22 protein-coding genes are annotated in these 25,198 nt (G+C 49.0%); 12 read left to right on the plus strand and 10 right to left on the minus strand.

Features of this window, described 5'->3' with window-relative positions; translation table 11 throughout:
* Positions 1-4 precede the first annotated feature (4 nt).
* The 4 genes from recA to mnmA form a co-directional block, all read right to left on the minus strand.
* Complete coding sequence (recA, locus tag ACYQ8U_RS07115) at positions 5-1,072, minus strand: recombinase RecA (RefSeq protein WP_459944840.1); 1,068 nt, start codon at positions 1,070-1,072, stop codon at positions 5-7.
* A gap of 128 nt (positions 1,073-1,200) precedes the next feature.
* Positions 1,201-2,445, minus strand: coding sequence for a CinA family nicotinamide mononucleotide deamidase-related protein (locus ACYQ8U_RS07120; RefSeq protein WP_459944841.1), 1,245 nt, complete (start codon positions 2,443-2,445; stop codon positions 1,201-1,203).
* Entirely contained in the window at positions 2,435-3,778 is a 1,344-nt protein-coding gene (gene mtaB / locus ACYQ8U_RS07125) for a tRNA (N(6)-L-threonylcarbamoyladenosine(37)-C(2))-methylthiotransferase MtaB (protein WP_459944842.1), read from the minus strand. Before mtaB ends, ACYQ8U_RS07120 begins: the two co-directional genes overlap by 11 nt.
* Positions 3,779-3,791: 13 nt before the next feature.
* The gene (gene mnmA, locus ACYQ8U_RS07130; RefSeq protein ID WP_459944843.1) at positions 3,792-4,826 is read right to left on the minus strand and encodes a tRNA 2-thiouridine(34) synthase MnmA; all 1,035 of its coding nucleotides are present in this window, start codon (positions 4,824-4,826) and stop codon (positions 3,792-3,794) included.
* Positions 4,827-4,998: 172 nt separating this feature from the next.
* Here mnmA and ACYQ8U_RS07135 point away from each other — a divergent pair, with 172 nt between their 5' ends.
* Positions 4,999-6,270 (plus strand): U32 family peptidase C-terminal domain-containing protein, encoded by a 1,272-nt coding sequence (locus tag ACYQ8U_RS07135; RefSeq protein ID WP_459944844.1) that lies wholly within the window; start codon positions 4,999-5,001, stop codon positions 6,268-6,270.
* Between the two features lie 72 nt (positions 6,271-6,342).
* On the opposite strand, the gene ACYQ8U_RS07140 is transcribed toward ACYQ8U_RS07135, so the two are convergent.
* The gene (locus tag ACYQ8U_RS07140; RefSeq protein ID WP_459944845.1) at positions 6,343-6,636 is read right to left on the minus strand and encodes a hypothetical protein; all 294 of its coding nucleotides are present in this window, start codon (positions 6,634-6,636) and stop codon (positions 6,343-6,345) included.
* A 553-nt stretch (positions 6,637-7,189) separates the two neighbouring features.
* On the opposite strand from ACYQ8U_RS07140, the gene coaBC reads away from it, so the two are divergent.
* Genes coaBC through ACYQ8U_RS07155 form a run of 3 tightly spaced genes read left to right on the plus strand, consistent with a single transcriptional unit; the run spans position 7,190 to position 9,635 of the window.
* On the plus strand, positions 7,190-8,416 hold the full coding sequence (gene coaBC / locus ACYQ8U_RS07145) for a bifunctional phosphopantothenoylcysteine decarboxylase/phosphopantothenate--cysteine ligase CoaBC (protein WP_459944846.1): 1,227 nt from the start codon (positions 7,190-7,192) through the stop codon (positions 8,414-8,416).
* Positions 8,416-8,544 (plus strand): hypothetical protein, encoded by a 129-nt coding sequence (locus tag ACYQ8U_RS07150; RefSeq protein WP_459944847.1) that lies wholly within the window; start codon positions 8,416-8,418, stop codon positions 8,542-8,544. Before coaBC ends, ACYQ8U_RS07150 begins: the two co-directional genes overlap by 1 nt.
* Entirely contained in the window at positions 8,541-9,635 is a 1,095-nt protein-coding gene (locus ACYQ8U_RS07155; RefSeq protein WP_459944848.1) for a tRNA-queuosine alpha-mannosyltransferase domain-containing protein, read from the plus strand. The genes ACYQ8U_RS07150 and ACYQ8U_RS07155 overlap by 4 nt, the downstream gene beginning before the upstream one ends.
* Positions 9,636-9,639: 4 nt before the next feature.
* On the opposite strand, the gene nadA is transcribed toward ACYQ8U_RS07155, so the two are convergent.
* The 4 genes from nadA to tsaD form a co-directional block, all read right to left on the minus strand.
* Positions 9,640-10,698 carry a quinolinate synthase NadA gene (gene nadA, locus ACYQ8U_RS07160; RefSeq protein WP_459944849.1) on the minus strand — a complete coding sequence of 353 codons (1,059 nt, stop codon included), beginning with the start codon at positions 10,696-10,698 and terminating at the stop codon, positions 9,640-9,642.
* A gap of 216 nt (positions 10,699-10,914) precedes the next feature.
* The gene (gene rsmA / locus ACYQ8U_RS07165; RefSeq protein ID WP_459944850.1) at positions 10,915-11,826 is read right to left on the minus strand and encodes a 16S rRNA (adenine(1518)-N(6)/adenine(1519)-N(6))-dimethyltransferase RsmA; all 912 of its coding nucleotides are present in this window, start codon (positions 11,824-11,826) and stop codon (positions 10,915-10,917) included.
* Positions 11,827-11,864: 38 nt separating this feature from the next.
* Positions 11,865-12,365: a DUF2062 domain-containing protein gene (locus ACYQ8U_RS07170; protein WP_459944851.1), complete on the minus strand. Its 501-nt coding sequence runs from the start codon at positions 12,363-12,365 to the stop codon at positions 11,865-11,867.
* A gap of 12 nt (positions 12,366-12,377) precedes the next feature.
* Complete coding sequence (tsaD, locus tag ACYQ8U_RS07175) at positions 12,378-13,391, minus strand: tRNA (adenosine(37)-N6)-threonylcarbamoyltransferase complex transferase subunit TsaD (protein WP_459944852.1); 1,014 nt, start codon at positions 13,389-13,391, stop codon at positions 12,378-12,380.
* 213 nt (positions 13,392-13,604) lie between these two features.
* Between tsaD and moaA the strand changes: the two genes are divergently transcribed.
* The gene (gene moaA, locus ACYQ8U_RS07180) at positions 13,605-14,582 is read left to right on the plus strand and encodes a GTP 3',8-cyclase MoaA (RefSeq protein ID WP_459944853.1); all 978 of its coding nucleotides are present in this window, start codon (positions 13,605-13,607) and stop codon (positions 14,580-14,582) included.
* On the opposite strand, the gene pheA is transcribed toward moaA, so the two are convergent.
* The gene (pheA, locus tag ACYQ8U_RS07185) at positions 14,565-15,665 is read right to left on the minus strand and encodes a prephenate dehydratase (protein WP_459944854.1); all 1,101 of its coding nucleotides are present in this window, start codon (positions 15,663-15,665) and stop codon (positions 14,565-14,567) included. The two genes, moaA and pheA, sit on opposite strands and share 18 nt — an antisense overlap.
* Before the next feature lie 260 nt (positions 15,666-15,925).
* Here pheA and ACYQ8U_RS07190 point away from each other — a divergent pair, with 260 nt between their 5' ends.
* From ACYQ8U_RS07190 to ACYQ8U_RS07220, 7 genes are all read left to right on the plus strand, one after another.
* Positions 15,926-17,101, plus strand: coding sequence for a homocysteine biosynthesis protein (locus ACYQ8U_RS07190; RefSeq protein WP_459944855.1), 1,176 nt, complete (start codon positions 15,926-15,928; stop codon positions 17,099-17,101).
* Between the two features lie 416 nt (positions 17,102-17,517).
* Positions 17,518-17,790: an HU family DNA-binding protein gene (locus ACYQ8U_RS07195; protein WP_459944856.1), complete on the plus strand. Its 273-nt coding sequence runs from the start codon at positions 17,518-17,520 to the stop codon at positions 17,788-17,790.
* A gap of 380 nt (positions 17,791-18,170) precedes the next feature.
* On the plus strand, positions 18,171-18,758 hold the full coding sequence (locus ACYQ8U_RS07200) for an FmdE family protein (RefSeq protein ID WP_459944857.1): 588 nt from the start codon (positions 18,171-18,173) through the stop codon (positions 18,756-18,758).
* A 64-nt stretch (positions 18,759-18,822) separates the two neighbouring features.
* On the plus strand, positions 18,823-20,418 hold the full coding sequence (hisF, locus tag ACYQ8U_RS07205) for an imidazole glycerol phosphate synthase subunit HisF (protein WP_459944858.1): 1,596 nt from the start codon (positions 18,823-18,825) through the stop codon (positions 20,416-20,418).
* A gap of 68 nt (positions 20,419-20,486) precedes the next feature.
* Positions 20,487-22,334, plus strand: coding sequence for a sensor histidine kinase (locus ACYQ8U_RS07210; RefSeq protein WP_459944859.1), 1,848 nt, complete (start codon positions 20,487-20,489; stop codon positions 22,332-22,334).
* Positions 22,335-22,338: 4 nt separating this feature from the next.
* A complete protein-coding gene (locus ACYQ8U_RS07215; protein WP_459944860.1) occupies positions 22,339-23,694 on the plus strand; it encodes a sigma-54-dependent transcriptional regulator in 1,356 nt (451 codons plus the stop codon).
* A 451-nt stretch (positions 23,695-24,145) separates the two neighbouring features.
* Positions 24,146-25,141, plus strand: a complete 996-nt coding sequence (locus ACYQ8U_RS07220) for a TRAP transporter substrate-binding protein (RefSeq protein ID WP_459944861.1) — start codon at positions 24,146-24,148, stop codon at positions 25,139-25,141.
* The last annotated feature ends 57 nt before the right edge of the window (positions 25,142-25,198 follow it).

Here is a 25,198-nt window from a genome sequence, read left to right on the forward strand (position 1 = left end):
AAAATCATTCAGCCGAGGGGGCGGTTTCAGCTGGTGATGGTCCCGGGGCATCGACAGGGAGAGTTGCTGGTGCCATGCCGTAGGCTAATCTGACCTTGTTTTCGATATCGAAGCACATTTCCGGCTGGTCGGTAAGAAAACGTTTGGCGTTTTCTCGACCCTGACCAATTCTTTCTTCGTTGTAAGAGTACCAGGAACCACTTTTTTCGACAATGTCCAGATTGGCAGCCAGATCGAGCATGTCACCAATCTTCGAGATCCCTTCGCCGTAGACAATGTCAAATTCCGCTTCTTTAAAAGGTGGCGCGCATTTGTTTTTGACAACCTTCACCCTGGTGCGGTTGCCGATCAGGTCCTGGCCATCTTTCAGTTGCCCCAGTCGACGAATATCCAGACGCAGAGAGGAATAAAATTTCAGGGCGTTACCGCCGGTGGTGGTCTCCGGGCTGCCGAACATCACCCCGATCTTCATCCTGATCTGGTTGATGAAAATGAGAATGGTGTTACTGCGGCTGAGCACACCGGTAAATTTTCTCATGGCCTGGGACATCAGCCGGGCCTGGAGGCCTACATGGTGATCCCCGACGTTGCCGTCGATTTCCGCTTTGGGTACAAGGGCGGCAACCGAGTCGATGACAATGACATCTATCCCGCCTGATCGAATAAGGATTTCGGCAATTTCCAGTGCCTGTTCGCCAAAATCCGGTTGAGAGACGAGCAGGTTGTCAATGTCCACCCCCAGACGTTCGGCATATTTTGTGTCAAGGGCATGTTCCGCATCGATGAAAGCGGCGGAGCCGCCGGCTCTCTGGGCTTCCGCCACGACGTGGAGAGCAAGCGTCGTCTTCCCGGAGGATTCAGGACCGTAGATTTCGGTGATCCTCCCCTTGGGTATGCCACCAACGCCCAGGGCGATATCGAGGCTTAAAGCGCCGGTCGGGATAACAGGAATGTTTTCACGTTCCTGGGATCCGAGACGCATGATCGAACCTTTGCCGAATTGTCTTTGGATTTGGCTTATTGCATTGTCAACACTGCTGACTTTATCTTTGTTTATAGCACGTACAGCCATGCGATTCTCCAGAATGTTAAGTGAAATGTATGGGACGAAGTAGAGTGATATCTACCATACAATGAGAAATAAATAAAAATCTTACTGTGTGAAAGTTTGAAAAAAAATCCGGCCTTGCAAACCGGCTGTTATTGAAATTTCTGTAGTAAATATTTTCTGATCAGGTCCAGGCCACTTTGCGCCGAAACCTCCCTGATCTCGTTACGATTGCCGTTGAAATGGAATCTGGTCACCCAATTTTCTTCCGAGGTCGCGATAGCGATATAGACCGTTCCGACGGGTTTTTCTTCGCTGCCGCCGTCCGGCCCGGCTATGCCGGTTACGGCCAAGCCGATGTCGGCGCCGCTTTTCGACCGCACACCGACCGCCATCTCTTCGGCGACTTCCCGGCTTACTGCACCGTTCGATTGTAAAAGATCAGGCGAAACATCGAGATATATGGTTTTTAGAGCATTTGCATAGGACACAACCCCCCCTAAAAAATAGGCGGAGCTTCCTGGGGTGTCGGTGATCTTCCGGCAGATCAAGCCACCGGTGCAGGACTCCGCCACGGCCAGCTTGAGGTTATTTTCCGTAAGGAGCCTGCCGACGACTCTTTCCATGCTGTCGCGGTCACAGCCATAAATTGAATCCCCGAGGACTGTATTGATGGCGTTGCAGGATGAGTTAAAGAGCCGCTTGGCATTATTGGTCTTTTTGTCACGTACCGTCAGGCTCAGGTGAACTTCGGGGAAAACCGGGTAGTAGCCGATGTGCACATCGGCGCTGAGATCAAGGGTTGCGATACGACGGTTAACCTCTGTCTCCGGCAGGTTAAAAATACGAAATGTCCTCTGGTAGGTGGTCAGGCGGTAGTCTTTGTCCCAGGTAGATAATTTCGGGAGTACCTGTTCAATCAGGAGCTGCTGCATCTGGCTGGGGATGCCAGGCAGAAAAAAGATCGGTTTGTCATCATGGATAAGCTGATAACCGGCCATGCGCGATTGCGGGCTCAGCGCCTCGGCTCCCGATGGCAGCCAGGCGAGTTTCTCCAGCCGGCCCACCGGGGAAGCGGTAATTTCATCGAGGTGCGAACGAATATTGGCAAGAATCTCCAGATTAGGCATGGTGGGGCGGTTGAGAGCCTTGGAGACGGCCTCATTGGTTAAATCATCGTCGGTGGTGCCGAGACCACCGGTAACCAGGACGGCATCTACTCTGCTGAGAGCCTGCTTCAAGGCCTCGCCAATAAGTGCCGGGGTGTCGCCAATGGTGTTCATGGCGTAGATTTCATAGCCGGCTTCATAGAGGTTTCTTGCCGCAAAACTGCTGGTGGTGTTGAGGATTCTGCCTGATGTAAGTTCGTCGCCTATGGCAATTATTTCAATTTTCATGGTGCTCCACTCTTTCTCCAATCACACTGTTGTCTCTCATTATCATGAGCCTGACAGAAGTGACACTGTTTAACAGACTGTCTGGGCCGGCAAAACGGACGGCAATATAATTGTCGGTAAAACCTTTCAGCATGCCGTCGCTGTCGCGTCGCCCCTCGACAAGAACGGGTCGAATCTGCTGCAGTTGACTTTGATAGAAACTATGTTTTTTTGCATCGCTTATCGAACGGAGCAAAGTGACCCGTGCATCCTTGACTATTTTAGGGACGTGCTCCTTGAAGAGTGCCGCCACAGTCCCTGGGCGAATTGAATAGGGGAATACATGCAGATAGCTGTGGTACAGTGACTTTAGAAAGGTTGTCGCAGCCATGAAATGAGCGTCGGTTTCACCCGGGAAGCCGGCGAGAATATCAATGCCGATTGCCGCGTCCGGCAGTCGTTCATGACAGAGCTCGATGACTTCTCGAAACTGGTCAGTGGTGTACCTGCGGTTCATTCTGGCCAGAATCTCATCGCTGCCGCTTTGCAAAGGGATATGCAGGTGCGGCTGAATGTTTTTGCGCTCCTGCATGAGTGACAACAGCGATTCATTGATCTCCAGGGGTTCCAGCGAGCTGATGCGATAGGACGTTTGCGGCGTGGCCAGGGTGAGCTTGTCGAGAAGGGAGATAAGGGTGTCGTTTCCGGTCAAATCCTTGCCGTAGTAGCCAAGGTGAATTCCGGTCAGGACGATCTCTTTATGTCCTTCTTCGGTAAAAATTCTTGCCTGTTCAATAACTTCCTTCACCGGCAGGCTTCTGCTTGGTCCCCTGGTATAGGGGACAATGCAATAGGTACAAAAACTTTCGCAACCATCCTGTACCCGGAGATAGGCGCGACTTCGCTCGCCAAAACGTCTGACCGGCAGGCGGCATATTTCCCGGGCCGTGCTGATGCTGCCCATATCCATTTCCGGCGAAGCTGTTCCATTGCTTAATGTGCGTAATGTAGCTAAGGCACCGGCAACAAGTCCTTCTTTTTTACTGTTACCGACAAGCGAATACATGCGGCCCTGCAGTTCTTTTTCCTCGGCAAGCTCATGTGCGGCCAGTTCCGCATAGCATCCGGTGATAATGATTTCTGCGGCCGGATTGTGGCGCAGGGCCTGGCGAATGGTCTGCCGTGATTGGGCTCCGGCCGCGGCCGTGACGGCACAGGTGTTGATGACGATCAGGTCCGCCTCTTCATTCTGGGAGACAACGGTCATGCCTTCCTGCTCGAAGCCGGTTTTAAAGGCCGCCGATTCGAACTGGTTGACCTTGCAGCCGAGCGTTGTAATAAATACTTTGTTCATGTTTGCGATTTTTTTATATGATGATGCCGGAGCCAAGAAGTTCCGAGTCGTGGTAGATAACGGCAAATTGTCCCGGGGTCACCGCTCGCTGGGGTTGTTGAAAGATAATTTCTCCGCAGCCATTGTCATCTGTTCTCAGTCTTGCGGTTGCACCCCGGTGACTGTAGCGGATGCGCACCTGATAAGTAATTGTTACATCAGGAGCTTTACCGGCCAGCCAGTGGAGTTTTTCCACCCTGATCTGTTTTGTAAATAATTCCTCGTTCCTGCCGACGATAACCCGGTTTGCCGTTGCATCCAAAGCGACAACATAGAGCGGGGTGTCACTGGAAATCCCCAGACCTTTACGCTGGCCGATGGTGTAGCGGAATAATCCCTTATGCCGGCCGAGAACTTTGCCCGAGGTAGAGACAATTGGTCCTGCCGCATTGTGTTCTGTTGCGCGGTTTTCTAAAAAATTGCCGATCTGGCTGTTTTCTAAAAAACAGACATCCTGGCTTTCCAAACCGTGAAAATCATCGAAGCCGTGTTTTTCGACAAAACGGTAGGTCTCTTCTTTGGTCTGTTGGCCGAGGGGAAAAATAATCTTCGCCAGTTGCTCCTGCGTGAGGCGAGAGAGAAAGTACGACTGATCTTTTTTCGGATCGACTCCGCTGTACAGATGATATATATCGTCAGACTTGTTTATTCGGGCATAATGACCGGTAGCCATTTTATCCATTCCGGAACCGAGAATGGCCTCCATGAATAAGCCGAATTTTATTTCTCTGTTACAGATAACGCAGGGATTGGGGGTACGTCCGTGGAAATAGCTGCCGGAAAAATACTCCAGCACTCTTTGGGCAAACTCCTGCTGCAGGTTGATAACCTGCAAAGAGATGCCGAGCCTCTTGGCTATACTTTCAACCCGGGCCTTCTGGGCTGCAAAATTTGGTTGCGCGAGCTGCATGAAAAAACCCTTCAGCTGATACTGCTCACGGAGGAGAAGGGCGCAGGCGGTGGAGTCAACGCCGCCGCTTAAAGCTATGCCGATTTGTCTTTCTTTCACAGAATATCTTGTAGTACGGTGCAGGTTATTCTAATAAGGGGTGTGAAAAGAGGGTTGCTAGCAGCTCCCTCGATACATACCCATGTGTGTCAAATGAAGAGATGCAGGTATATTGCTGCTCATACATACCTTAGAGCAAACAGTTAAAATTAAGAGATTAGAATACTCCACCATGATGAAAAATGAAAGCCGCAAAGGGTTCACCGTCGCATTGCCGGAACTGCTGGCACCTGCCGGAAGTTATGAAAAACTGGTGACAGCCGTGCACTATGGCGCAAACGCGGTCTATTTGGGCGGCAAAATCTTCAGCCTCAGAGCAAAAGCCGGTAATTTTGACGACGAAATGATGCGTCAGGGGGTCCGTTTTGCCCATGAACACGGGGTAAAGGTCTATGTGACGGTGAATATTATTGCCCATAACAGGGATCTTTTGGACCTGGATGCCTACTTAGCGACTCTCGAAAGTATGAAGGTGGATGGTATTATTGTCTCTGATCCCGGTATCCTCAGCCGGGCCCGAAAAATTGTTCCGACCATGCCTGTTCATCTGTCCACCCAGGCCAATGTCACCAATCATGCATCTGCCTCATTCTGGCTTGACCAGGGAGTAGGACGGCTCAACCTGGCCCGGGAACTCTCTTTGCCGGAAATCCGCGAGATTCGTCAAAAAGTGACCGGAGAGCTGGAGATTTTTGTGCACGGCGCACTGTGTATTTCCTACTCCGGTCGCTGCATGCTCTCCAACTATATGACCGGTCGAGATGCCAATCAGGGCAGCTGTGCCCATCCCTGTCGATTCAGCTACGCCCTGCTCGAAGAAAAACGACCGGGGGAGTATTACCCCGTCGAGGAGGACGAGCGCGGCACGTATATCTTCAACTCCAAGGATCTCTGCCTTATAGACATGCTGCCCCAGCTGGTAGCAGCCGGCGTCGATTCCCTTAAAATTGAAGGCCGCATGAAATCAATTTTTTATGTCGGGGGGGTGGTGCGGGTTTATCGCGCAGCCCTCGATTATCTTGCCCGGCTGCCGCAAGAGGCCTGGCAAGATCCGGCAGCCATTCAGATGCCTCAGAGATTCATGCAGGAAATTCAGAAAACCGGCACGAGAGGAACGACAGAGAATTTCATCAATGAGCGGCCGGGCAGTGCGGAAATGATCTATACCTCGTCGCGGGCGGAACAGAGTTACGAACCGGTAGCGGTTGTTCGAAAACCTGGTGCGGCGCCCTTGGTTGAAATACGCAATCAGGTAGTGCCCGGTGAACATATTGAATATATGCAGCAGGGCATTGAGCTGATTCCATTGATAATTATCTCCATGGCAGATGAAATGGGGAGTCCGATCACTAAGGCGAATCCTGGAAATCTGGTGGTCATGCAGACCGATCCGCCCTTGTCCGATGGACGAGAGTACGGTATTTTGCGGCGTCAAAAAAAATGATCCGCCGGCCACCTGATGCCGGCGATGGAGTGACTCAACTGGGGTAAAGAGGAAAATAATATGAGACGGAGATTACCTTTGCAGCAATGTCGCAAAATACATTGCTCCGCCCAGAACAAGTCCTACCAGGATGGCGAGGAGATAGATTCGAAGAGTAATGAAACAGAAAACCAGTGCCTGGCCAAAAACATTCAACCGATGTTCGAAGGTGGCGTTTCCCTGTTTTATCCGCAACTGACTGTGGGAGAGGAGGCCTGCAGGCTTGTTCTTGTAGTAGAGCCTGGTACAACTGGCGAGTATGGCGTTTGTCAGAGCAACAAAGAGAAAGGCATATACTAGAATTACAGACCATTTTTCGTATAACATGCTGTAGACCTCCTGGCAGACATTGACTTTCTCCATTGATATCACAAGTCGTGAATTTTTCATGAACCGTGTTTGAACATTTTGAGATGAATATGGAGAATATACAGTGAGTGGCTCTGCTTGACAATTATTACAGATAATCACTCGTCTTCATTTTATGAAGAACGTCTTACAGAAATCTTAGGATAACCTTGTCTTGTGCTTTCATTGTGCCGCCTTGAGGGAATGTACACCAAGGGATGGCTGCTTACTGCACAGCTAAAAATAGAGTTATTTTTTGCAGGGCCTCTTGCAGAAAATTTTCAGGCGGGCTCTTCGAAAAGAGTACGAAAAGCGGGAATTATCTTGTATGAGATCCAAGGCAAGAGAAATATTGCAGATGCGGTAAAATCGAAACGAAGCCTTGCCAGGGCAATAAGACCGGCCACAAGAAAAATTGTTGTTTTTTGGCCTGACTACGAGGATAGTGGTATGTATTGCGCGTGACATATTTTATAAAAAAATATCTGCAGTACTTTTTTGAGTACCATTTACATAGAACAAGGGAAGGATCATGCAAACTGTTTTTGCCGGAAAGAAGATCGTCATAGGCGTAACCGGCTCCATAGCCGCTTTCAAAGTTGCTGGCTGGGTAAGTGATCTGGCCAAGGAGGAGGCCTTGGTCTCTGTGGTGATGACCCCCTCGGCAACAAAATTCATCGCCCCCCTCACTTTTGCCGCCTTGTCGGGGAATGATGTCTCTACCGACATGTTCTCAGCGGCAAAAGAAGACACCATGGCCCATATCAGTCTTGGCCGGGATGCCGATATTGTGTTGATTGCTCCGGCTACGGCAAATACCATAGCCAAACTGGCCAACGGCTTTGCCGATGACCTCCTGACCACCACGGTCCTGGCGACGCGGGCGGGAGTGCTGGTCTGCCCCGCCATGAACAGTCGGATGTACTCTCATCCGGCGACAAGACAAAACATTGTCAAGCTGAAGGAACTGGGCTACACGGTTATTGATCCAGCCTGCGGCATGATGGCCTGCAAGGAGGAAGGGGACGGCCGTCTGTCGGAATGGGAGGAGGTCAAAGAATACCTGGCCAAAAGCCTCAGTCCGCAGGACCTGCAGGGACAACACATCCTGGTAACCGCTGGACCGACGAGAGAACCTCTTGATCCTGCACGTTTTTTGAGCAATCGTTCCTCCGGGAAAATGGGTTACGCTCTTGCCCGCAGCGCTTTTCGACGGGGTGGGGAGGTCACTCTTGTCAGCGGGCCGAGCCCCTTGCCTTGTCCCGCTGGAGTCAATCTGGTGAAGGTGCAGACGGCCATGGAAATGTATGATGCGGTGCTCGACCATGCCAGGAACTGTTCCATCGTCATCAAGGCTGCCGCAGTTGCCGACTATCGACCGGAAAAAATGTATGAACACAAGGTGAAAAAGGAACACATCGACACCCGGTTGATTCTTGAACGTAACCCGGATATCCTTTTCGAGTTAGGCAAAAGAAAGAAGGCTGGACAGCTGCTGGTCGGATTTGCCGCCGAGAGTAAGGACCTTCGGCAGGAAGGAACGAAAAAGCTGCACAACAAAAACCTTGATCTGATTGCGGTCAATGACATCAGCGGTGACAGCACCGGGTTTGAGGCTGAAAGTAATCAAGTCTTGCTGATAAGCGCCTCCGGGGTTGAATCTTTGCCGTATACCAGCAAATTGCATACGGCCGATCTTATCTGGGACAGGGTCGTCTCACTCTTGCCGGTTGGTGCAGAAAAAGCAGAACAGGGCTGATGCATCAAGATATAATTATGAAAATGGTCTTTGCCGGGGGAAGCCTGCCGGACAATTGCAGCTATAGCTTTGTCGAGGTTGTGCCTTTTGCCAGGATCCTGCGGCGCGAGCTGCAGCTGAAAAAATGAAGCGCATTCTTCTTCTTGAACCCTACTACGGCGGGTCTCATAAAAATTTTCTCGATGGTGTACAAAAGCATGTCACGGCAAATTACCATCTTCTCACCTTGCCGGCCAGGAACTGGAAGATGCGCATGCAACTCTCGGCGCTGTGGTTTGTTGAACAAATAAAGGTTTTGCCGGTTGGTGAGCGGCAATTTGACAGTGTCCTGTGTTCCTCCTTTACTGATGTGGCCGTACTGCGAGCCTTGCTTGCAGGTGTGCATGGCTGGAATCCTCAGGCCAGGATTCTTACCTATTTTCACGAAAATCAGTTCGTCTACCCGCAGCGATTTGATGAGCCGGGCCAATTTCAATTTGCCGCCATCAATTTCCATTCGGCCCTGGCCTCAGACGGCATTGCTTTCAACTCAGTCTATAACCGGGAAAGTTTTTTTTCCGGATGCCGGAAGGGTCTGAAGGCGGCAATGGACATGAAATTTTCGGGCATTATCAAAAAGCTTGCAGACAAGACCATAATCCTTTCTCCAGGCATTGAATTTTCAGAAATCGATAAAATCGAATGGAAAAAGACACCGGAGATAGCAGTGATTGTTTGGAACCATCGCTGGGAACATGACAAAAACCCCGAAAGTTTTTTTCTTGCTTTGCATCATCTGGAACAGCGAGGCATAGATTTTCGCTTGATCGTCCTCGGACAATCATTTCCTGCCAGTCCGGCGTGTTTTGCCCATGGAGAAAAAAAATTTCAAGAGAAGATTCTCCATTACGGCTTCGTGCCCTCCTATGAAAAATATATCAATCTGCTCAGTCAGGGAGATATTGTCGTCTCGACATCACTGCATGAGTTCTATGGTATTTCTATACTTGAGGCGGTGCGGGCCGGCTGTCTTCCTGTCCTGCCCAACCGATTGTCCTATCCGGAGCTTTTTGAAAATGCCTTCCTCTATAGTGTCGGTTCGTTGGCCGAAAGGCTGGAGAAGGTCATAGCCGATCACTGTCGGCTTCCCCGGGAGAAAGCCAGAGCAATGACGAACCGTTTTGGCTGGCCGAGCCTGCGACAGGCGTACTCGGAATGGCTGCAGGTGCTCCAGCAATAACCAACTATTTCTTCATACTTTTGGCAAAGTCCAGCATTCTCTGGATGGGGATGCGCGCCTTGGCGGCAATCTCCGGGGAGACCAGGATTTCGTTTCGCCCTGTTTCCAGTACTTCCGCCAGGTTTTGCAAGGAGTTCATACCCATCCAGGGGCAACTTGCACAGCTCTGACACGTTGCTCCTTCGCCGACTGTCGGCGCCTCAATAAAAATTTTGTCCGGGGCCAGCTGGCGCATTTTGTTGAAAATACCCGTGTCGGTTGCGACGATAAACTCTTTGTTGGGCAGGGTGATCACCGCATTGATAAGAGCCGTGGTCGAGCCGACGACATCGGCCTGGTTGATCACCGCTTCCGGGGATTCAGGGTGTACCAGAATCGCCGCATCCGGATGAAGCTTACGAAGCCGCTCCAGGGCTACCGACCTGAATTCTTCGTGTACGACACAGGAACCGGGCCAGAATATCATCTCGGCTCCGGTAAGTTTTTGTACATAACTGCCCAGATGCCTGTCCGGTGCCCAGAGGATTTTTTCACCCTTTTCGGCAAGGTGCCGAATGATCGGCAGGGCGATCCCCGAGGTGACAACCCAGTCTGATCTGGCTTTCACCCTGGCACTGGTATTGGCATAGACGACTACGGTGTGGTTGGGATGTTGGTCACAAAATGCTGCGAACATTTCATAGGGGCAACCCTCGTCGAGTGAACAGGTCGCACCAAATTCCGGCATGAGCACTCTTTTTTCCATGTTGAGTATCTTGGAGGTCTCCCCCATGAACCGAACACCGGCCACAACCAGAGTCTTTGCGGGATGCTCGGTGCCGAAACGGGCCATTTCCAGACTGTCGGCAACACAGCCGCCGGTTTCTTCGGCCAGATCCTGCAGGGCGCCATTGGTATAGTAGTGCGCCACAAGAACGGCATCCTGTTCAACGAGAAGTTGTTTGATCCGTTCTTTTAGCAGAGAAGTATCCGCATCGGAAAGCGTGGGCCATTGCGGGTGTTGCGGTACCTTTACCTGTGGAATGCCAGGAAGAGGAATAGTCTGTTCGAATTGAGAAGCCATGATTCTTTTTCTACACTCATTAAAAATAGTTGTTTTTAAACTAAGCAGGTGCGCCGTGATCGGCAGCTTTGCCTGCTTGGTCTACTTATAACCGACAGTATAAGTCTCCTGGGAAATAATTAAACCTCAAAGTAGCCTTTGGTTTCCTCTCAAGCCTGAACCAACATACTTAATTGGCCATCAAAGTCATTGAATGTCGATGACTTGCAGAACAAATCACTGGTTGTGCAGAGTGATTTCTTTGTTGCGGGCAACCTGAATGGCAAGATGGATAAAATCGCTAAAGGTTAACGTTTCAGGCCGGGCGGTCGGCTGGAGGTTGGCTTGCTCAATAGTCAGCAGGGTGATTTCTTTATTGATGACCTTGTCCTGTTGCGCCCTGTCAGCAAATAAATTCGCCCCACTCAAGGTATTAAGAATGGTTTTTCGGCGTTGATTAAAAGTTGTTCTGACCAGGTGACGAAAAAGAGCGAAATCGTACTTGGTCTCTTCTGCCGAAGTTCCTGGGGGCTTGGAGAAATCAATCCTGACGACCACAGAATCGATCTTCGGTCGTGGGTGGAACTCTCCGGGGCCAAGAGTCATGAGTTTATGCACCGATGCGCAGCTGGCAAGGAGCACCGTCGGCACGCCGTAGTCCTTGGTCTTCGGCGCCGCCATAAGACGATCGGCCACTTCCTTTTGCAACATGATTGTCGCGGTGTCGATGAAGGAAGCATTGTCAATGAGCTTGAAAATAAACGGGTTGGAAATCGAATAGGGAAGATTTGCCAGTATTTTCAATTTTCCACCGCACTGTTGGGCGATTGCCTGAAAATCAGCAGTGAGAATGTCTTGATGAACCAGGGTTACGTTGTCGGGCAAATCACCTTTTTCTTCATGAAAACGGATAATGCCGCTGTCAATTTCATAGCCGAAAACATGTTGCGCCATTGATGCCAGGGGAACCGTCAGCGCCCCGAGTCCTACGCCGACTTCGACAATGATATCCGTGCTGGATACCTTTCCTGCCCGGACGATAGCCTCGGCAGTTCCCTTGTGCACCAGGAAATTCTGCCCGAATCGCTTCTTTGGCGCCAGCTGGTTGCTCTTCAGCGTTTCATAGGTTTGTCGTCCGTATTTTGTCATATTGTTGTCTATCCTTCGATCCTGTCTGGTGCAGCCGTTTAGTTGAGTACCCGTTTATTGATGCGTTTTTTCTGGATGTGCAGGAAAAAATAGAGGGCCAGATAATAGCTTACGATGGCAAAAGGTAAAGCAAGGCAAACCCCACCGACCCCCATCACTACCAGAGCTTCGTATCCTGAATCAAGGAGAATTGCCAACGAATTCCGCATGCCTCCTCCGGCCATGACCTGCGCCAGTGCATTTTGTACATTGCCTAGGTTAAGTTCATAGGGGGTCAGGCGATTGCCGATCACAGCGGCCAGATAGTAAATAGGCAGATACGTTAATGGATTGCAGACTATCCAGCTGACAATTATGCCGGCCAGTGCTGATGATCTTAAAAGAAGTGACAAAAAGACGATGAGCAGGGTGTGAAAAGGCATAGTCGGCGTCAAACCGACAAAAACACCGATGGCGGTTCCGCCGGCCAGTGCATGCGGGCTCCCTTGCAATCGCTTAAATCGTATAAAATAATACTTTAAAAAACGCCAAAAATTCATGAGAGGTGACACTCAGCCAAGTTGGGACCGGGAGTATACATCCTCATCAAGCGAAATTGGGCCCGAATGGTTGAATGCATGGAATCCGGCAAGGGCGATCATTGCCGCATTATCGGTACAATATTTCGGCAGCGGCGCATAAAAAGAGAGGCCTTCGGCAGTGCATTTATCGACAAAAACCTCGCGAAGCCTGGCATTGGCCGATACACCTCCGCCGATGACAACTGTTTCGATATTATTTTGCCGAGCAGCTGCAATGGTTTTTGCGACAAGTACCTCGACGACAGCTTCCTGAAAGGATGCACAGATATCAGCTATGCGCAGTTCAGAACCATTGCGCTGCTGCTGATGGACATGATTCAGTACCGCTGTCTTCACCCCGCTGAAACTGAAATCAAGGGAGTTTTCTTCGAGCCAGGCTCGCGGGAACTGCACGTACCGCGGCTGACCACTTTTCGCCTTTTCGGCAACGTGCGGACCGCCGGGATATGGCAGGCCGAGCAGTTTGGCGACCTTGTCGAAAGCTTCGCCCGCCGCGTCATCACGGGTTCTGCCCAGTAGTTTGAAGTTGTGATAGTTTTCGGCAAGATAGATTGAAGAAGTTCCCCCAGAGGCGATGAGAGCAACATACGGGAAAATTGGTTTTGAAGGTGATTTCTTATTGTCGAGAAAAATGGCCAGGATATGCCCGGCCATGTGATCGACGCCGATGAGTGGGATGTTGCGCACATAGGAAAGTGCCTTAGAATAAGAATAACCAACGAGAAGAGAGCCTATCAGGCCTGGGCCGCGGGTAGCGGCGATAAGCTGTATGTCCGACAGTTTGGCCCCGGCCTGATCAAGTGCCGCCTGGACGATGGGATGGATAGCCTGAAGGTGTTTTCTGGAGGCCAGTTCCGGCACCACCCCGCCGAACTTTGTATGAATACAATCCTGGCTGGAGAGCACACTGGATAGAATTTCATCATCTTCAAGAACCGCTGCAGCGGTGTCGTCGCAGGAGCTCTCTATACCTAAAATAAGCATGCAGGGGTCTTTTTTGGTTGAGTGTCTTTTTGATTGTGTTAATACTGTCGCTCTGAGTAAGAAGCGGTCAGTTAAACGGAAGTAGTGAAGGGATGATAGCTGCTTCCCCGTTGATAATTTTGAGGTAGACAGTATACCGTGAAAGAAAAAATACAAACAATTTCTCCTCTTGTCGATCAGTTTTCCAGGACTATATCCTATCTGAGATTGTCTTTGACCGATAGATGTAATCTTCGCTGCTGCTATTGTATGCCGGGTGTTCCCGAGGACAACAACGCAAATGTAAAGACGGGCAACTTTCTCAATCATTCCGAACTGCTCAGTTATGAAGAATTGCTGCGGGTCGTTCGGCTGGCCGTCGGCATGGGGATGAATAAATTACGCTTAACCGGCGGAGAACCTCTGGTACGCAGAGGAGTACTCGATTTCATCCAGCAACTGTCACTGGTGGATGGTTTGGAACAGGTTCGGCTGACGACCAATGGGGTACTTCTGGCAGAGTATGCCGAGAGACTTTATGCCGGAGGGATACGTTATATCAATGTTTCCCTCGACACGTTACAGCCGGAAAAATTTAAAAAGATAACCGGCTACGATTATTTTGCCCAAGTCTGGCATGGTCTCGAAGTGGCAAAAGAGCTCGGTTTCAAGATAAAATTGAACGTTGTTGCCATGAAAGGGGTAAACGACGATGAATTCCGAGATTTCGGCCAACTGGCACTTGACCACCCCTTTAAGGTGAGGTTTATCGAGTTTATGCCTGTCGGTGCCAAAAACAGCTGGCAGAAAGAGCAATTTGTCAGGGCGGAAGAGATAAAAACGGTGATCAGTGAGTTGGGGGTCTTGACTCCTTTCCGCAAAGAACACGGTGAAGGGCCGGCACGAATGTTTGATCTGGAGGCGCCGGACAGCAGAAAGGGCGCCGTTGGCTTTATCAGTCCGATAAGCCACCATTTCTGCGATCAGTGTAACCGGCTCAGACTTACGTCTGAAGGAAGGCTTCGCGCCTGTCTGCTCAATGACAAGGAAACCGATTTGAAAGCTCTGCTGCGAGGCGGGGCGCCCGACCTGGCAATTATTGCCGCTATACGCCAGACTATCCTGGATAAACCGCAAGGTCACACCTTACAGGACCCTGCGATAGCAAAACAACCTTCTTGTGACGGCAGGATGTCACGAATCGGTGGTTGAGGCTTCCCCTTGAGGATAGGAGCCCAGCCACTCAAAATAGGAGCACATGGATTTGAGCATGTCACAGCCACGGAGAATTTTTTGATCCTCAATATGACCGAGCATATCGAGAAAGAAGAGATATTTCCACTGTTTTCCCTTAATCGGTCGTGATTCGATCTTTGCCAGATTAATATCTTCTTTGGACAGGGCGGTCAGAACGTCATTTAACGATCCCGGCCTGTCCATGAGCCCTATGAGCAATGACGTTCGGTCCTGTCCACTCCTTGACGGAGACTTTTTACCGATCACTAAAAATCTGGTGGTGTTGCCTCTGTAGTCCTCAATGCCCTGAACAACGACCTGAAGTTCGTATGTTTTGATGGCAAGAGAAGAGGCAATTGCCCCGATATTGGGATTGTTTGCGGCCATCTGCGCCGCGGCTCCAGTGGAAAAGACCGGCAGGGTCGGCGTTGACGGGAGATGTTTTCGCAACCACTGCCGACACTGGGCAAGCGGCTGAGGATGGGAAGCCACGGTCTGGATATCTTCCATGTTGCCTGATCTGCAGACAAGATTATGGCTTATCTCAAGTTGTAACTCGCCACAGATCTGTACTTTGTATTTCATGAAGCAATCAAGTGTCGAAAAGACCGCACCTTCTATTGAGTTTTCAACCGGGACAATGCCGTATCTCGTCCGGCCTTTCTCAACCTCGGCAAAAACGTCTTCAATGGTTTCCATTGCCTTGTAAGCGGCGGAGTGGCCGAAGTATCTCACCCCGGCGAGGTGGCTGAAAGTAGCCTCGGGTCCAAGAAAGGCCACCTCGGCCTTTTTTTGCGACAGCCTGCAGGTGGTAATTATTTCATGGAAAATCGATTTCAGGGCATCTGGGGGGAAGATGTCATCGTTGTCTTTTAAGAGTCTGTCGTAAATCTGCCGTTCCCGAAGAGGGTCCCATTTAGCGCGTTTCTCCCCATCTTTGAGCCGGCCGATCTCTTTGGCACAGGAGAGCCGTTCTTTCAGAAGCGTGAGTATCTGGTTATCTATAGAATCAATAGTATCACGAACCGATACTATGGCTTTTTTCTGCGCATTTTCCATGCTGCTCCTTACTGTGTGCACTGTAAAAAAAATCAATACTATCCTCATGGACTAGCGCAATTAAATTAGGCAAAAGAAATTGCTATGTCAAGCCGCAAAAGAGAGCTATAGTGATCTTTTTTAGTCAGTTTGACGGGTGCCTTACCAATGCACGCATCATAGATTCCTGACGCTTTCCCGTTTGGCGGAATGAGACGGAGAAGAGTATATAATCTCTTGAAACCCAATGAATCTTCAACACAACAAATAGCAGGAATAAAATGAGTGAGAAGAAAATCCAGAAAACCTACGACGAAATAAATGCCCGAATCAAAGCGGGGGAAGCAGTTGTCGTAACTGCTGAGGAAATGGTTGATATTGTTAAAAAGAATGGTCCGGAAGAGGCGGCGCGGAAAGTGGATATCGTCACCACGGGGACATTTGCCCCGATGTGTTCTTCCGGTTTGTTTTTTAATTTTGGTCAGATGACCCCGACTATTAAAGCCTCGAAGGTATGGCTTAACAAGGTTCCTGCGTATGCCGGTCTGGCGGCGGTCGATGCCTATATTGGCGCCACCGAACCCGCTGAAGATGATCCTTTAAATAAGATCTACCCGGGTGAGTTTCGCTACGGTGGAGGTCATGTCATTGAAGACCTTCTGCGCGGTAAAAAACTCTTGCTGGAGGCCAAAGCCTATGGGACGGATTGCTATGCGGCAAAAAAAATGAAAAAGGAGGTGGGACTGGAGGATCTGCAGCATGCACTGCTGTGCAATCCGAGAAATGGTTATCAAAACTACAACTGTGCCATCAATTTATCTGATAAAGCAGTCTATACCTATATGGGTATGTTGAAACCGAATTGTCTGAGTGCGAATTATTGCAGTGCCGGTGAATTAAGCCCTCTGTTAAATGATCCTTTTTACAAAACAATTGGCGTTGGGACACGGATTTTTCTTGGTGGCGGCTATGGGTATGTTACCTGGCAGGGAACCCAGCACAACCCCCAGGCGCCACGGAACAGTAACGGAGTTCCCGTGAAGCCGGCCGGAACAATCATGGTTCAGGGGGATTTGAAGCAGATGTCACCTGAGTGGCTGCGCGGTGTTTCGATCCTCGGCTACGGGAGTTCGCTCGCTGTCGGGCTCGGTATTCCGATTCCAATTCTCAATAGTGAAATGGCGGCCCATACCGGTGTCTCGGATGAAGACCTGTTTACTCAGGTGATCGATTACGGCTACGATTATACCAACGGTATTGCCAGAAGTTATGGGGAAGTCAGTTATGCACAGTTAAAGACAGGAGAGATCGAGGTAAACGGCAAAAAGGTAAAAACTGCTCCCTTGTCGAGCGTGGTTAAGGCTCGGGCAATTGCCGAAAATCTTAAGAAAAGTATATCGGACGGCCGATTTTTCCTCAATAAACCGGCAGAATTGCTGCCGGATGGTCAAGGATAATACCCAGCAGATGCCTGCCAGCGGATTAAAGAACAGCTGGCAGGTGGGGACGTTGGTATAGAATTGCGCCGCAGGAATCAGCGACAACGCTGTTTCCTGATTGTGGCGTTGGGTTTTGTTGAACGCGGGTGAATGGTTATTGCATAGAGCGAAACTTATTCTGGTAAGAGCAATTTATTGCTTGATTCTGAATTCCGATTCAATTATGGTGCCTTGTTATGGGCGTGCTTCCCCTGAATACAAAGGGATTGCGTCGAATTTTGTTTTATTGTCAAAAAGATAAATGAGAGATTATTTTTGACAATTCATATGTGTTTTCATGAGTGTTTAGGTGAGGTGTTTTTTATAGGGGAAAGAGGGCAGCTGACGTTGTCTTCGTTAGGCTGGCAAAGAAAGATTAAAGCAGGGAGGAATTCATGAACAAGAAGGAACTAATTGAGAGCATTGCAGGTGCAGCAGACATCAGTAAAGCAGCTGCTGAAAAAGCACTGAACGGCACTCTCGCAGCAGTTGCTGAAAGCTTGAAAAAAGGCGACAAGGTGACCCTCGTCGGCTTTGGCACATTCTCTGTTTCAAAGCGTGATGCTCGCCAGGGCAGAAATCCGCAAACCGGGAACACCATTGAGATTCCAGAAAAGAAAGTTGTCAAATTCAAAGCTGGTAGCAAATTGTCTGAGACTGTCAATTAATCCTGTCTGTTCATACATCGTCGATACGGTAACTGTTACTATGCGTAGAGCAGCAAAAAACACATACTACAAGGTTACAGTGTCTGAATGAGTACATTGCAAGGAAGCATAGCATAACGTACGTACTGCACTTTCAGACAAAGTGACAGTGTTGCTAGGCATATTGACAGCAAACAGCTCCATAAAAAGGCCGTTCCTCACCAGGAACGGCCTTTTTATTTTATGCGTTGATTACGGTTGACAGTCAAGTTTGCTGGAAAGTATCTTGGGGTATAAAATTCTGGGAATTTTCCCCGTTCAAGGGGGTGCTGGTGGCAGCTGCTGCTTTCGCAAAACAAATAAATACAAGGTAGACAGGGTGGAGAAGATGAGAGGTGCGAATGAAATCTTTTGAAGAGCTGCTGGATGAGGCAACTCGTATTCATGGCCACGTTTGTGCGGGGCAGGTAATTGGCGTGCGTATGTGCATGCTGGCTCTTTCACGTCTGGAGATAGACGATCCTCAAGGCGCCGACCGCAAGAAACTGTATGTCTTTGTTGAAATTGACAGATGTGCGACAGATGCCATCCAAACCGTTACCGGCTGTACTTTGGGCAAGCGGTCCATGAAATGGGTTGACCATGGCGTCATGGCAGCAACCTTTGTCAATCTTGATTCGGGGAAGTCTGTCCGGGTAACTGCTCTGGAAGAATCCCGTGAACTATCGAAAAAATATTGTTCCGACATTGCCGATAAGTACGCCCGGCAGCTTCAGGCATATAAAATTATGCCGGAAGAAGAGCTTTTTCGTGTCGAAGATGTGGCGGTAGAAATCCCACCGGAAAATTTACCCGGCAGACCTCTTAAGAGAGTCAGGTGTGAAAAGTGCGCCGACTGGGTGCAGGATAAGAGAGATGTTCTCGTCGACGGTAAGGTGCTTTGCCGAAGCTGTGCGCATGGACGCTATTACCGGCTGCTCAACGAATAGAAAATATTGCGAAAACATCCAGGTACTACTGGGGAAGGACAGTGATGAGGAGAGGTGAATTGAAATGGTTGTAACTCTTTTGGATTATGGGGCCGGCAATGTCCGCAGCGTTAGAAATGCTCTTCGCGAACTTGGCCATACGGTTCAAAATGTCAAAACTGCAGCAGATATTCTCACTGCCGAGAAATTGATCTTCCCTGGTGTCGGCAGTTTTGGCCTGGTGATGCATCGATTGCAGGAGAGCGGCTACATCGAGCCTTTGCAAAGGCGGATAAAAGAGAATAAACCGTTTTTAGGGATCTGTGTCGCCCTGCAGGCCTTGTTTGAAGGAAGTGAAGAGTCCCCCGGCGTACCGGGTCTGGGAATCATCGCCGGTCAAGTGATACGGTTTCCGGAGACAAAATTGTCTGTCCCGCAAATTGGCTGGAACGGCATCAGGCTGCAGAAGGAATCCAGGCTGTTTTACGGATATGAAAATGAGAAGCTCTATTTCGTTCATTCGTATCACGCTCCGGTTACCGATGCAACCCGGGACTGGGCGTTGACCCTTACCGATTATGGGTATGCCTTTGTCTCGGCAGTCGAAAAAGGCAATGTCTGCGCCTTGCAGTTCCATCCCGAAAAAAGTGGCAAGGCAGGGTTGAGAATACTGAATAATTTTCTGACTTCCACCCAGGACGAGAGAACTATAGTTTCAGATAAAGACAGGAACGGGGAAAAAGAGACACATATTGCCAAAAGAATAATAGCCTGTCTTGATGTGCGTAGTAATGATGCGGGCGATCTGGTCGTCACCAAGGGCGATCAGTACGATGTGCGCAGCGAAGGGGAGGTGAGAAACCTTGGCAAACCGGTCGAGCTCGCCAAACGATATTACGAAGAAGGCGCGGATGAGATCACTTTTCTTAACATTACCGGATTTCGTGATTTTCCCATGCAGGACCAGCCAATGATCGAGGTGCTCGAGAAAACATCTGAAAATGTGTTTGTCCCCTTGACCATTGGTGGTGGTATCAGAGAATTTACCGATTCGAACGGCAAGTCGTATACTTCACTCGATGTAGCCTCTGCCTACTTTCGCTCCGGGGCTGATAAGATATCCATCGGCAGTGATGCGGTTTATACTGTTGAGGAATTTTTAAAAACCGGGAAAAAATCAGGAAAGAGTTCGATTGAACAGATATCCCATGTCTATGGAGCCCAGGCGGTGGTTATCTCGGTCGATCCACAGCGGGTATATGTACAACATCCTGACGAATCCGCGCACTCCACTATCCACACCGAAACACCCGGTCCCGGCGGGGAGAATTATTGCTGGTACCAGTGCACGGTCAAAGGAGGCAGGGAGGGGCGTGATATCGATGTCGTTCAACTGGTGAAAATCTGTCAGGAATTGGGGGCCGGTGAAATTCTCCTTAACTGTATTGATAAAGATGGTACCAACAGCGGATTTGACCTGGAGCTCATTACACTGGTGAAAGAGAATGTCTCCATTCCAGTCATTGCCTCGAGTGGCGCCGGAAAAGCCGCGCACTTCGTGGAGGTATTTGAGCAAACGTCGACAGATGCGGCGCTTGCAGCGGGAATTTTTCATCGCCGGGAAGTTTCTATTAAAGAAGTCAAACAGGCAGTGCAGAAGGCTGGAATTGAAATAAGGTAGTTTTCCAACATCGACGTCCTTAGTGCTATTTGCTTCTGATAACCTCTTGAAAAAATTAATAGAGCGGTATGGCAATCAAGTTAACCAGGAACAGGAAAGTCATCATCGGTTCGATGTTTTTCATTATTATCCTGGTTCAGATTCTGAATGTAGTTTCAACCTGGACATACACAAGAAGTCTTGTTGACCTGCTGGAACAAGGTAATGTTCGCTTGGAGCTGTATACTAATTATTTACAGGGCATTCTCGGCAAATATGAGAGTCTGCCGGAACTGCTGGCGATAGACGACCATCTGGTCCGGGCGTTATTGAACCCCCATGAAAAGAAACGCATCGAAATTCTCAACCGATATCTGGAAACAATCAACAAGGTGAGCGACACTCTTGATACCTATCTGATGAATAAGGATGGGCTAACCATCGCTGCTTCCAACTGGAATGAGGAACGTCCGTTTATCGGCAGAAATTTTAATTACCGTCCTTATTTCAAACAGGCAATGGAAGGAAAATTGGGCAGATATTTCGCCCTTGGTTCCACCTCTTCGAAGAGGGGATATTATTTTGCTTATCCGGTTCGCAAAGGCGAGGAGATACTTGGTGCCGTAGCCGTTAAAATCAATATCGATACCGTCGAGCAGAGTTGGGCGGCCCGGGACGAAAATTTTTTAGTTTCCGATCCTGATGGAGTCGTCTTTATCACCACCAATCCTGAATGGAGGTTTAAAACGCTTGAACCGCTGGAGCAAAGTGTCGTCGAGCGTATTACGTTGAGCAGGAGATACCAGGATGCAGTATTTCTGCCCCTCAGCCATGAAATCAAGACTATCCGGGATGCAGTTCAGATTCTTAATATTGATAGAGGAGAGGGCAAGACCCAGAGACAGGTGCTGAAACAATCGCAATTCATGTCCAATGCCGGGTGGAATGTCCATATCCTTTCCGACACCAGGGTGCTGAGAAAAAAAGTTTTGATGGTTAACATTATGGTTGGAACAGGATTGAGCCTTGCCTATATGCTCGTGCTCCTGTTTTTGCAACGCAACCATCGTCTGGCCGAAATGAGGCGAATTGAGGAGGAATCGAAGAGAGCGCTGCAGGAGGCTAACGAACAATTAGAATCACGTGTCCTTGATAGAACACAGAAGCTTACCGAAACAAACGAGATGTTGCGCAAAGAGATTCTAGATAGAAAACAGACTGAAATCAAGCTGAAAAGAACACGTAAAGAATTGATCCATGCGGCGAAGCTGGCGGTGCTGGGACAAATGTCTGCTGGAATAAATCACGAGTTGAATCAGCCTCTTGCCGCCATACGGAGTTACACTGATAACGGGAAACAGTTTCTGCAGAAAGGCCGTCTTGAGGACGCGATGTGGAATCTGGAGCAGATTGGTGAATTAACCGAACGTATGGCTCAAATTGGTATTCAACTGAAACTATTCTCCAAAAAATCGAGCGGCAACGTGGCCGTTGTGCCGCTGCATGGTGCCATAGACGGTGCATTGGAAATTCTTAAACCGAGTCTCAATAAAGAGGCGATAGAATTGACGATTGATATTCGGCCGGATAATATTGAAGTGCGTGCCAATAATGTACTTTTGCAGCAGGTTCTGGTCAATCTTATCTCTAATGCCATGCAGGCCATGGAAGGTCGGAAGTCGAAAAAGATAGCGCTCGAATGTCTTGCTGTCGGCGACAAAGTCGTCGTTGCGGTCCAGGACAATGGACCCGGAGTGTTGTCAGAACACCGCAGTGACATCTTCGAACCGTTTTTTACCACCAAAAAATCAGGACAAGGTCTGGGATTAGGGCTGACAATAAGTGATAGAATAGTGAGAGACTTCGGCGGTCACATTACTCTGGTTCCGAGCGCGGAAGGGGCCCGGTTTGAATTCACCCTTGATAAGATAGTATAAAAAAATGACAGTACATGGCAAGGTTCTTTTCATCGATGATGAAAAACACATCCGACAAGCAAACAAACAGACGCTTGAGCTGGTTGACCTCGACGTCCTGGTCATGGATTGCGCGGAAAAAGGCCTGGAAACCGTTACCAGGGAATGGCCCGGCATAGTCGTCTGCGATATTCGTCTGCCGAATATGGATGGCCTGCAGTTTCTCGTAGAGGTACAAAAAATTGATCAAGATCTACCGGTCATCCTGATAACCGGACACGGCGATATCTCGATTGCAGTCAATGCCATGCGCGACGGCGCCTACGATTTTATTGAAAAACCGTATTCTGCTGAAAGGTTGGTGAAAACCGTTTTGCGCGGTTTGGAAAAACGGGCATTAACCCTGGAAAACAGAACCTTACGTCGTGAACTGGAACTGCACAGTGCCCCTGGACCAAGGATTATTGGACGCACGCCGGCTATGGAATTATTGAGAAGTACCATTGCCCAGGTTGCCGATACCGGAGCTGATGTGCTGGTCTTAGGGGAGACCGGTACCGGCAAGGAACTGGTGGCCAGGGCCCTGCATGAAAACAGCAGTAGAAGAACCAAAAATTTTGTAGCTATCAATTGCGGCGCTGTTTCTGAATCTATTATGGAGAGCGAGTTGTTTGGCCATGAGGCGGGGGCATTTACCGATGCCAAGTCAACACGTATCGGAAAATTTGAACATGCCAACGGCGGGACCCTGCTGCTCGATGAAATTGAATCGATGCCTCTTCGCGTGCAGATCAATCTGTTGCGGGTTCTGCAGGAGCGATGCATCGAAAGACTCGGCTCGAACCGGATCATTCCCGTTGATCTCAGGGTGGTTGCCGCCTCGAAGATAGACTTGAGGGACGCTTCGGAGCGGGGCGCTTTCCGGGAAGATCTGTATTACCGGCTGAATGTCGTCTGTCTGGAAATTCCACCTTTACGTGAAAGACGTGAGGATATCCCCCTGCTGTTCCATCATTTTCTTTTGGTAGCCGGGCATAGATACCAGCAGGAGGTTCCAACACCCGGTAATGCACAAATGAAAGCCTTGTTATCTTATGCCTGGCCGGGCAATGTCAGAGAGCTGAGGAATTTTGCTGAGCGATATGTTTTGCTTGGTCAACAGTTTGACTGGTCGTTGGAGAAAATGCTCACAGGTGAGGATAAGGTGCAGAGTCAATCTCTGGTCCAGCAGGTTGACTGTTTTGAAAGGAGTCTCATCGAACACGCTTTAGTTTCCTTTAATGGGAGCATAAAAGATGTGATGGCGACCTTAGCTATGCCCAGAAAGACGTTATACGACAAGATGCGCAAGTATGGCTTAAAAAAGGATGATTATAAATAATTTTAAAACTAGTGGTATCTTCCTTCACCGTACCTTCTTTTTTTCTGTACTCTTCCGCTGCAATTCCTCCCAGGTTATGGCTTTTTTTAGACCTCTTTATCCTGTTCACCCATGATGGCAAAACGGGTGGATTCCCGCCTGTTGTCGGCTTTGTAATCCGTTCTTTATTCATATAAGTTACTGAAATACAATATATATTTATTCTTTAACAGTTTCCGGCGACTCATGGGTGGAATTCCACCCATTTTTTTGCAGTAATTGAAGCTCCAAATTAAATAGTTCTGTATATCTAAATAGATAGTTTATTTGATTAGTTATGGACCAATGTTTGCATGGCTGTTTGGCGTATCGAAGAAAAATTTAGTTTCGTCGATATGGACAGATTTTTGAACTGTCGGTTAATGTTGCCGGCTTTGCCGGTGTGTCAACATTCAAATTGGAGGAAGAAACTATGTTTAGGAAGATTACCACACTTGTTGCAACAGCAGCACTCTCGGCAATGCTCATAACCGGTTCAGCGCTGGCGAGTGATCCGATTAAAATTAAATTTGCCCATGTGGTCGCTGAAAATACGCCCAAAGGTCAAATGGCCAACCAATTCGCAAAGATGGTTGCGGAACGTATGGGCGAAAAAGTTGTTGTTGAGGTTTTCCCCAGTTCCCAATTGTTTACCGATGAAAAAGTTCTGGAAGCAATGCTCTTAGGCGACGTCCAGTTAGCTGCACCGGCACTGTCCAAGTTTGATCGATACACTCCTCAGCTGCAGATATTTGATCTGCCGTTTCTCTTCAAGGACATAACCGCCGTCGATAAATTTCAGCAAAGTGAGAAAGGCCAGGAACTGCTGAAGAGTATTGAGAAAAAAGGTCTGGTCGGTCTGGGGTATCTCCATAACGGTTTAAAACAGATTTCCGCCAACAAACCGTTGCGGGTTCCTGCCGATGCGGCCGGCCTCAAGTTCCGTATTATGTCTTCCGATGTCCTCGCAGCGCAGTTCCAGGCGGTAAAGGCCGTTCCTTTGAAAAAACCGTTCTCTGAAGTTTTCACCCTGCTGCAGACCAAGGCGATTGATGGCCAGGAAAACACCTACTCCAACAACTATTCACAAAAGTTCTATGAAATTCAGTCTCATATCACTGAAACCAATCACGGACTTCTTGACTATATGGTGGTAACTTCCAAGGAATTCTGGATGGGTCTTCCCGACGATGTTCGCAGCGAACTGACTGCTATTCTCAACGAATCAATTGCCTACGGCAATAAGGTTGCTTTGGAAAAAGACCTGGAAGATCGTCAGAAGATTATCGATTCCAAACGAACAACAATCGTCACGATCACCGAGGCCGAAAGAAACCAGTGGGTAGAGGCCATGAAACCGGTTTGGCAACAGTTTGAAAAGGAAATCGGTAAGGATATGATTGACGCGGCATATCAATCAAATATGTAACAGGACTGTGTAAATGGACCGGTGGTCGCCTTCAGTCAAGGAGACCGCCGTAATTTT

It is taken from the genome of Desulfocastanea catecholica (assembly GCF_054657295.1).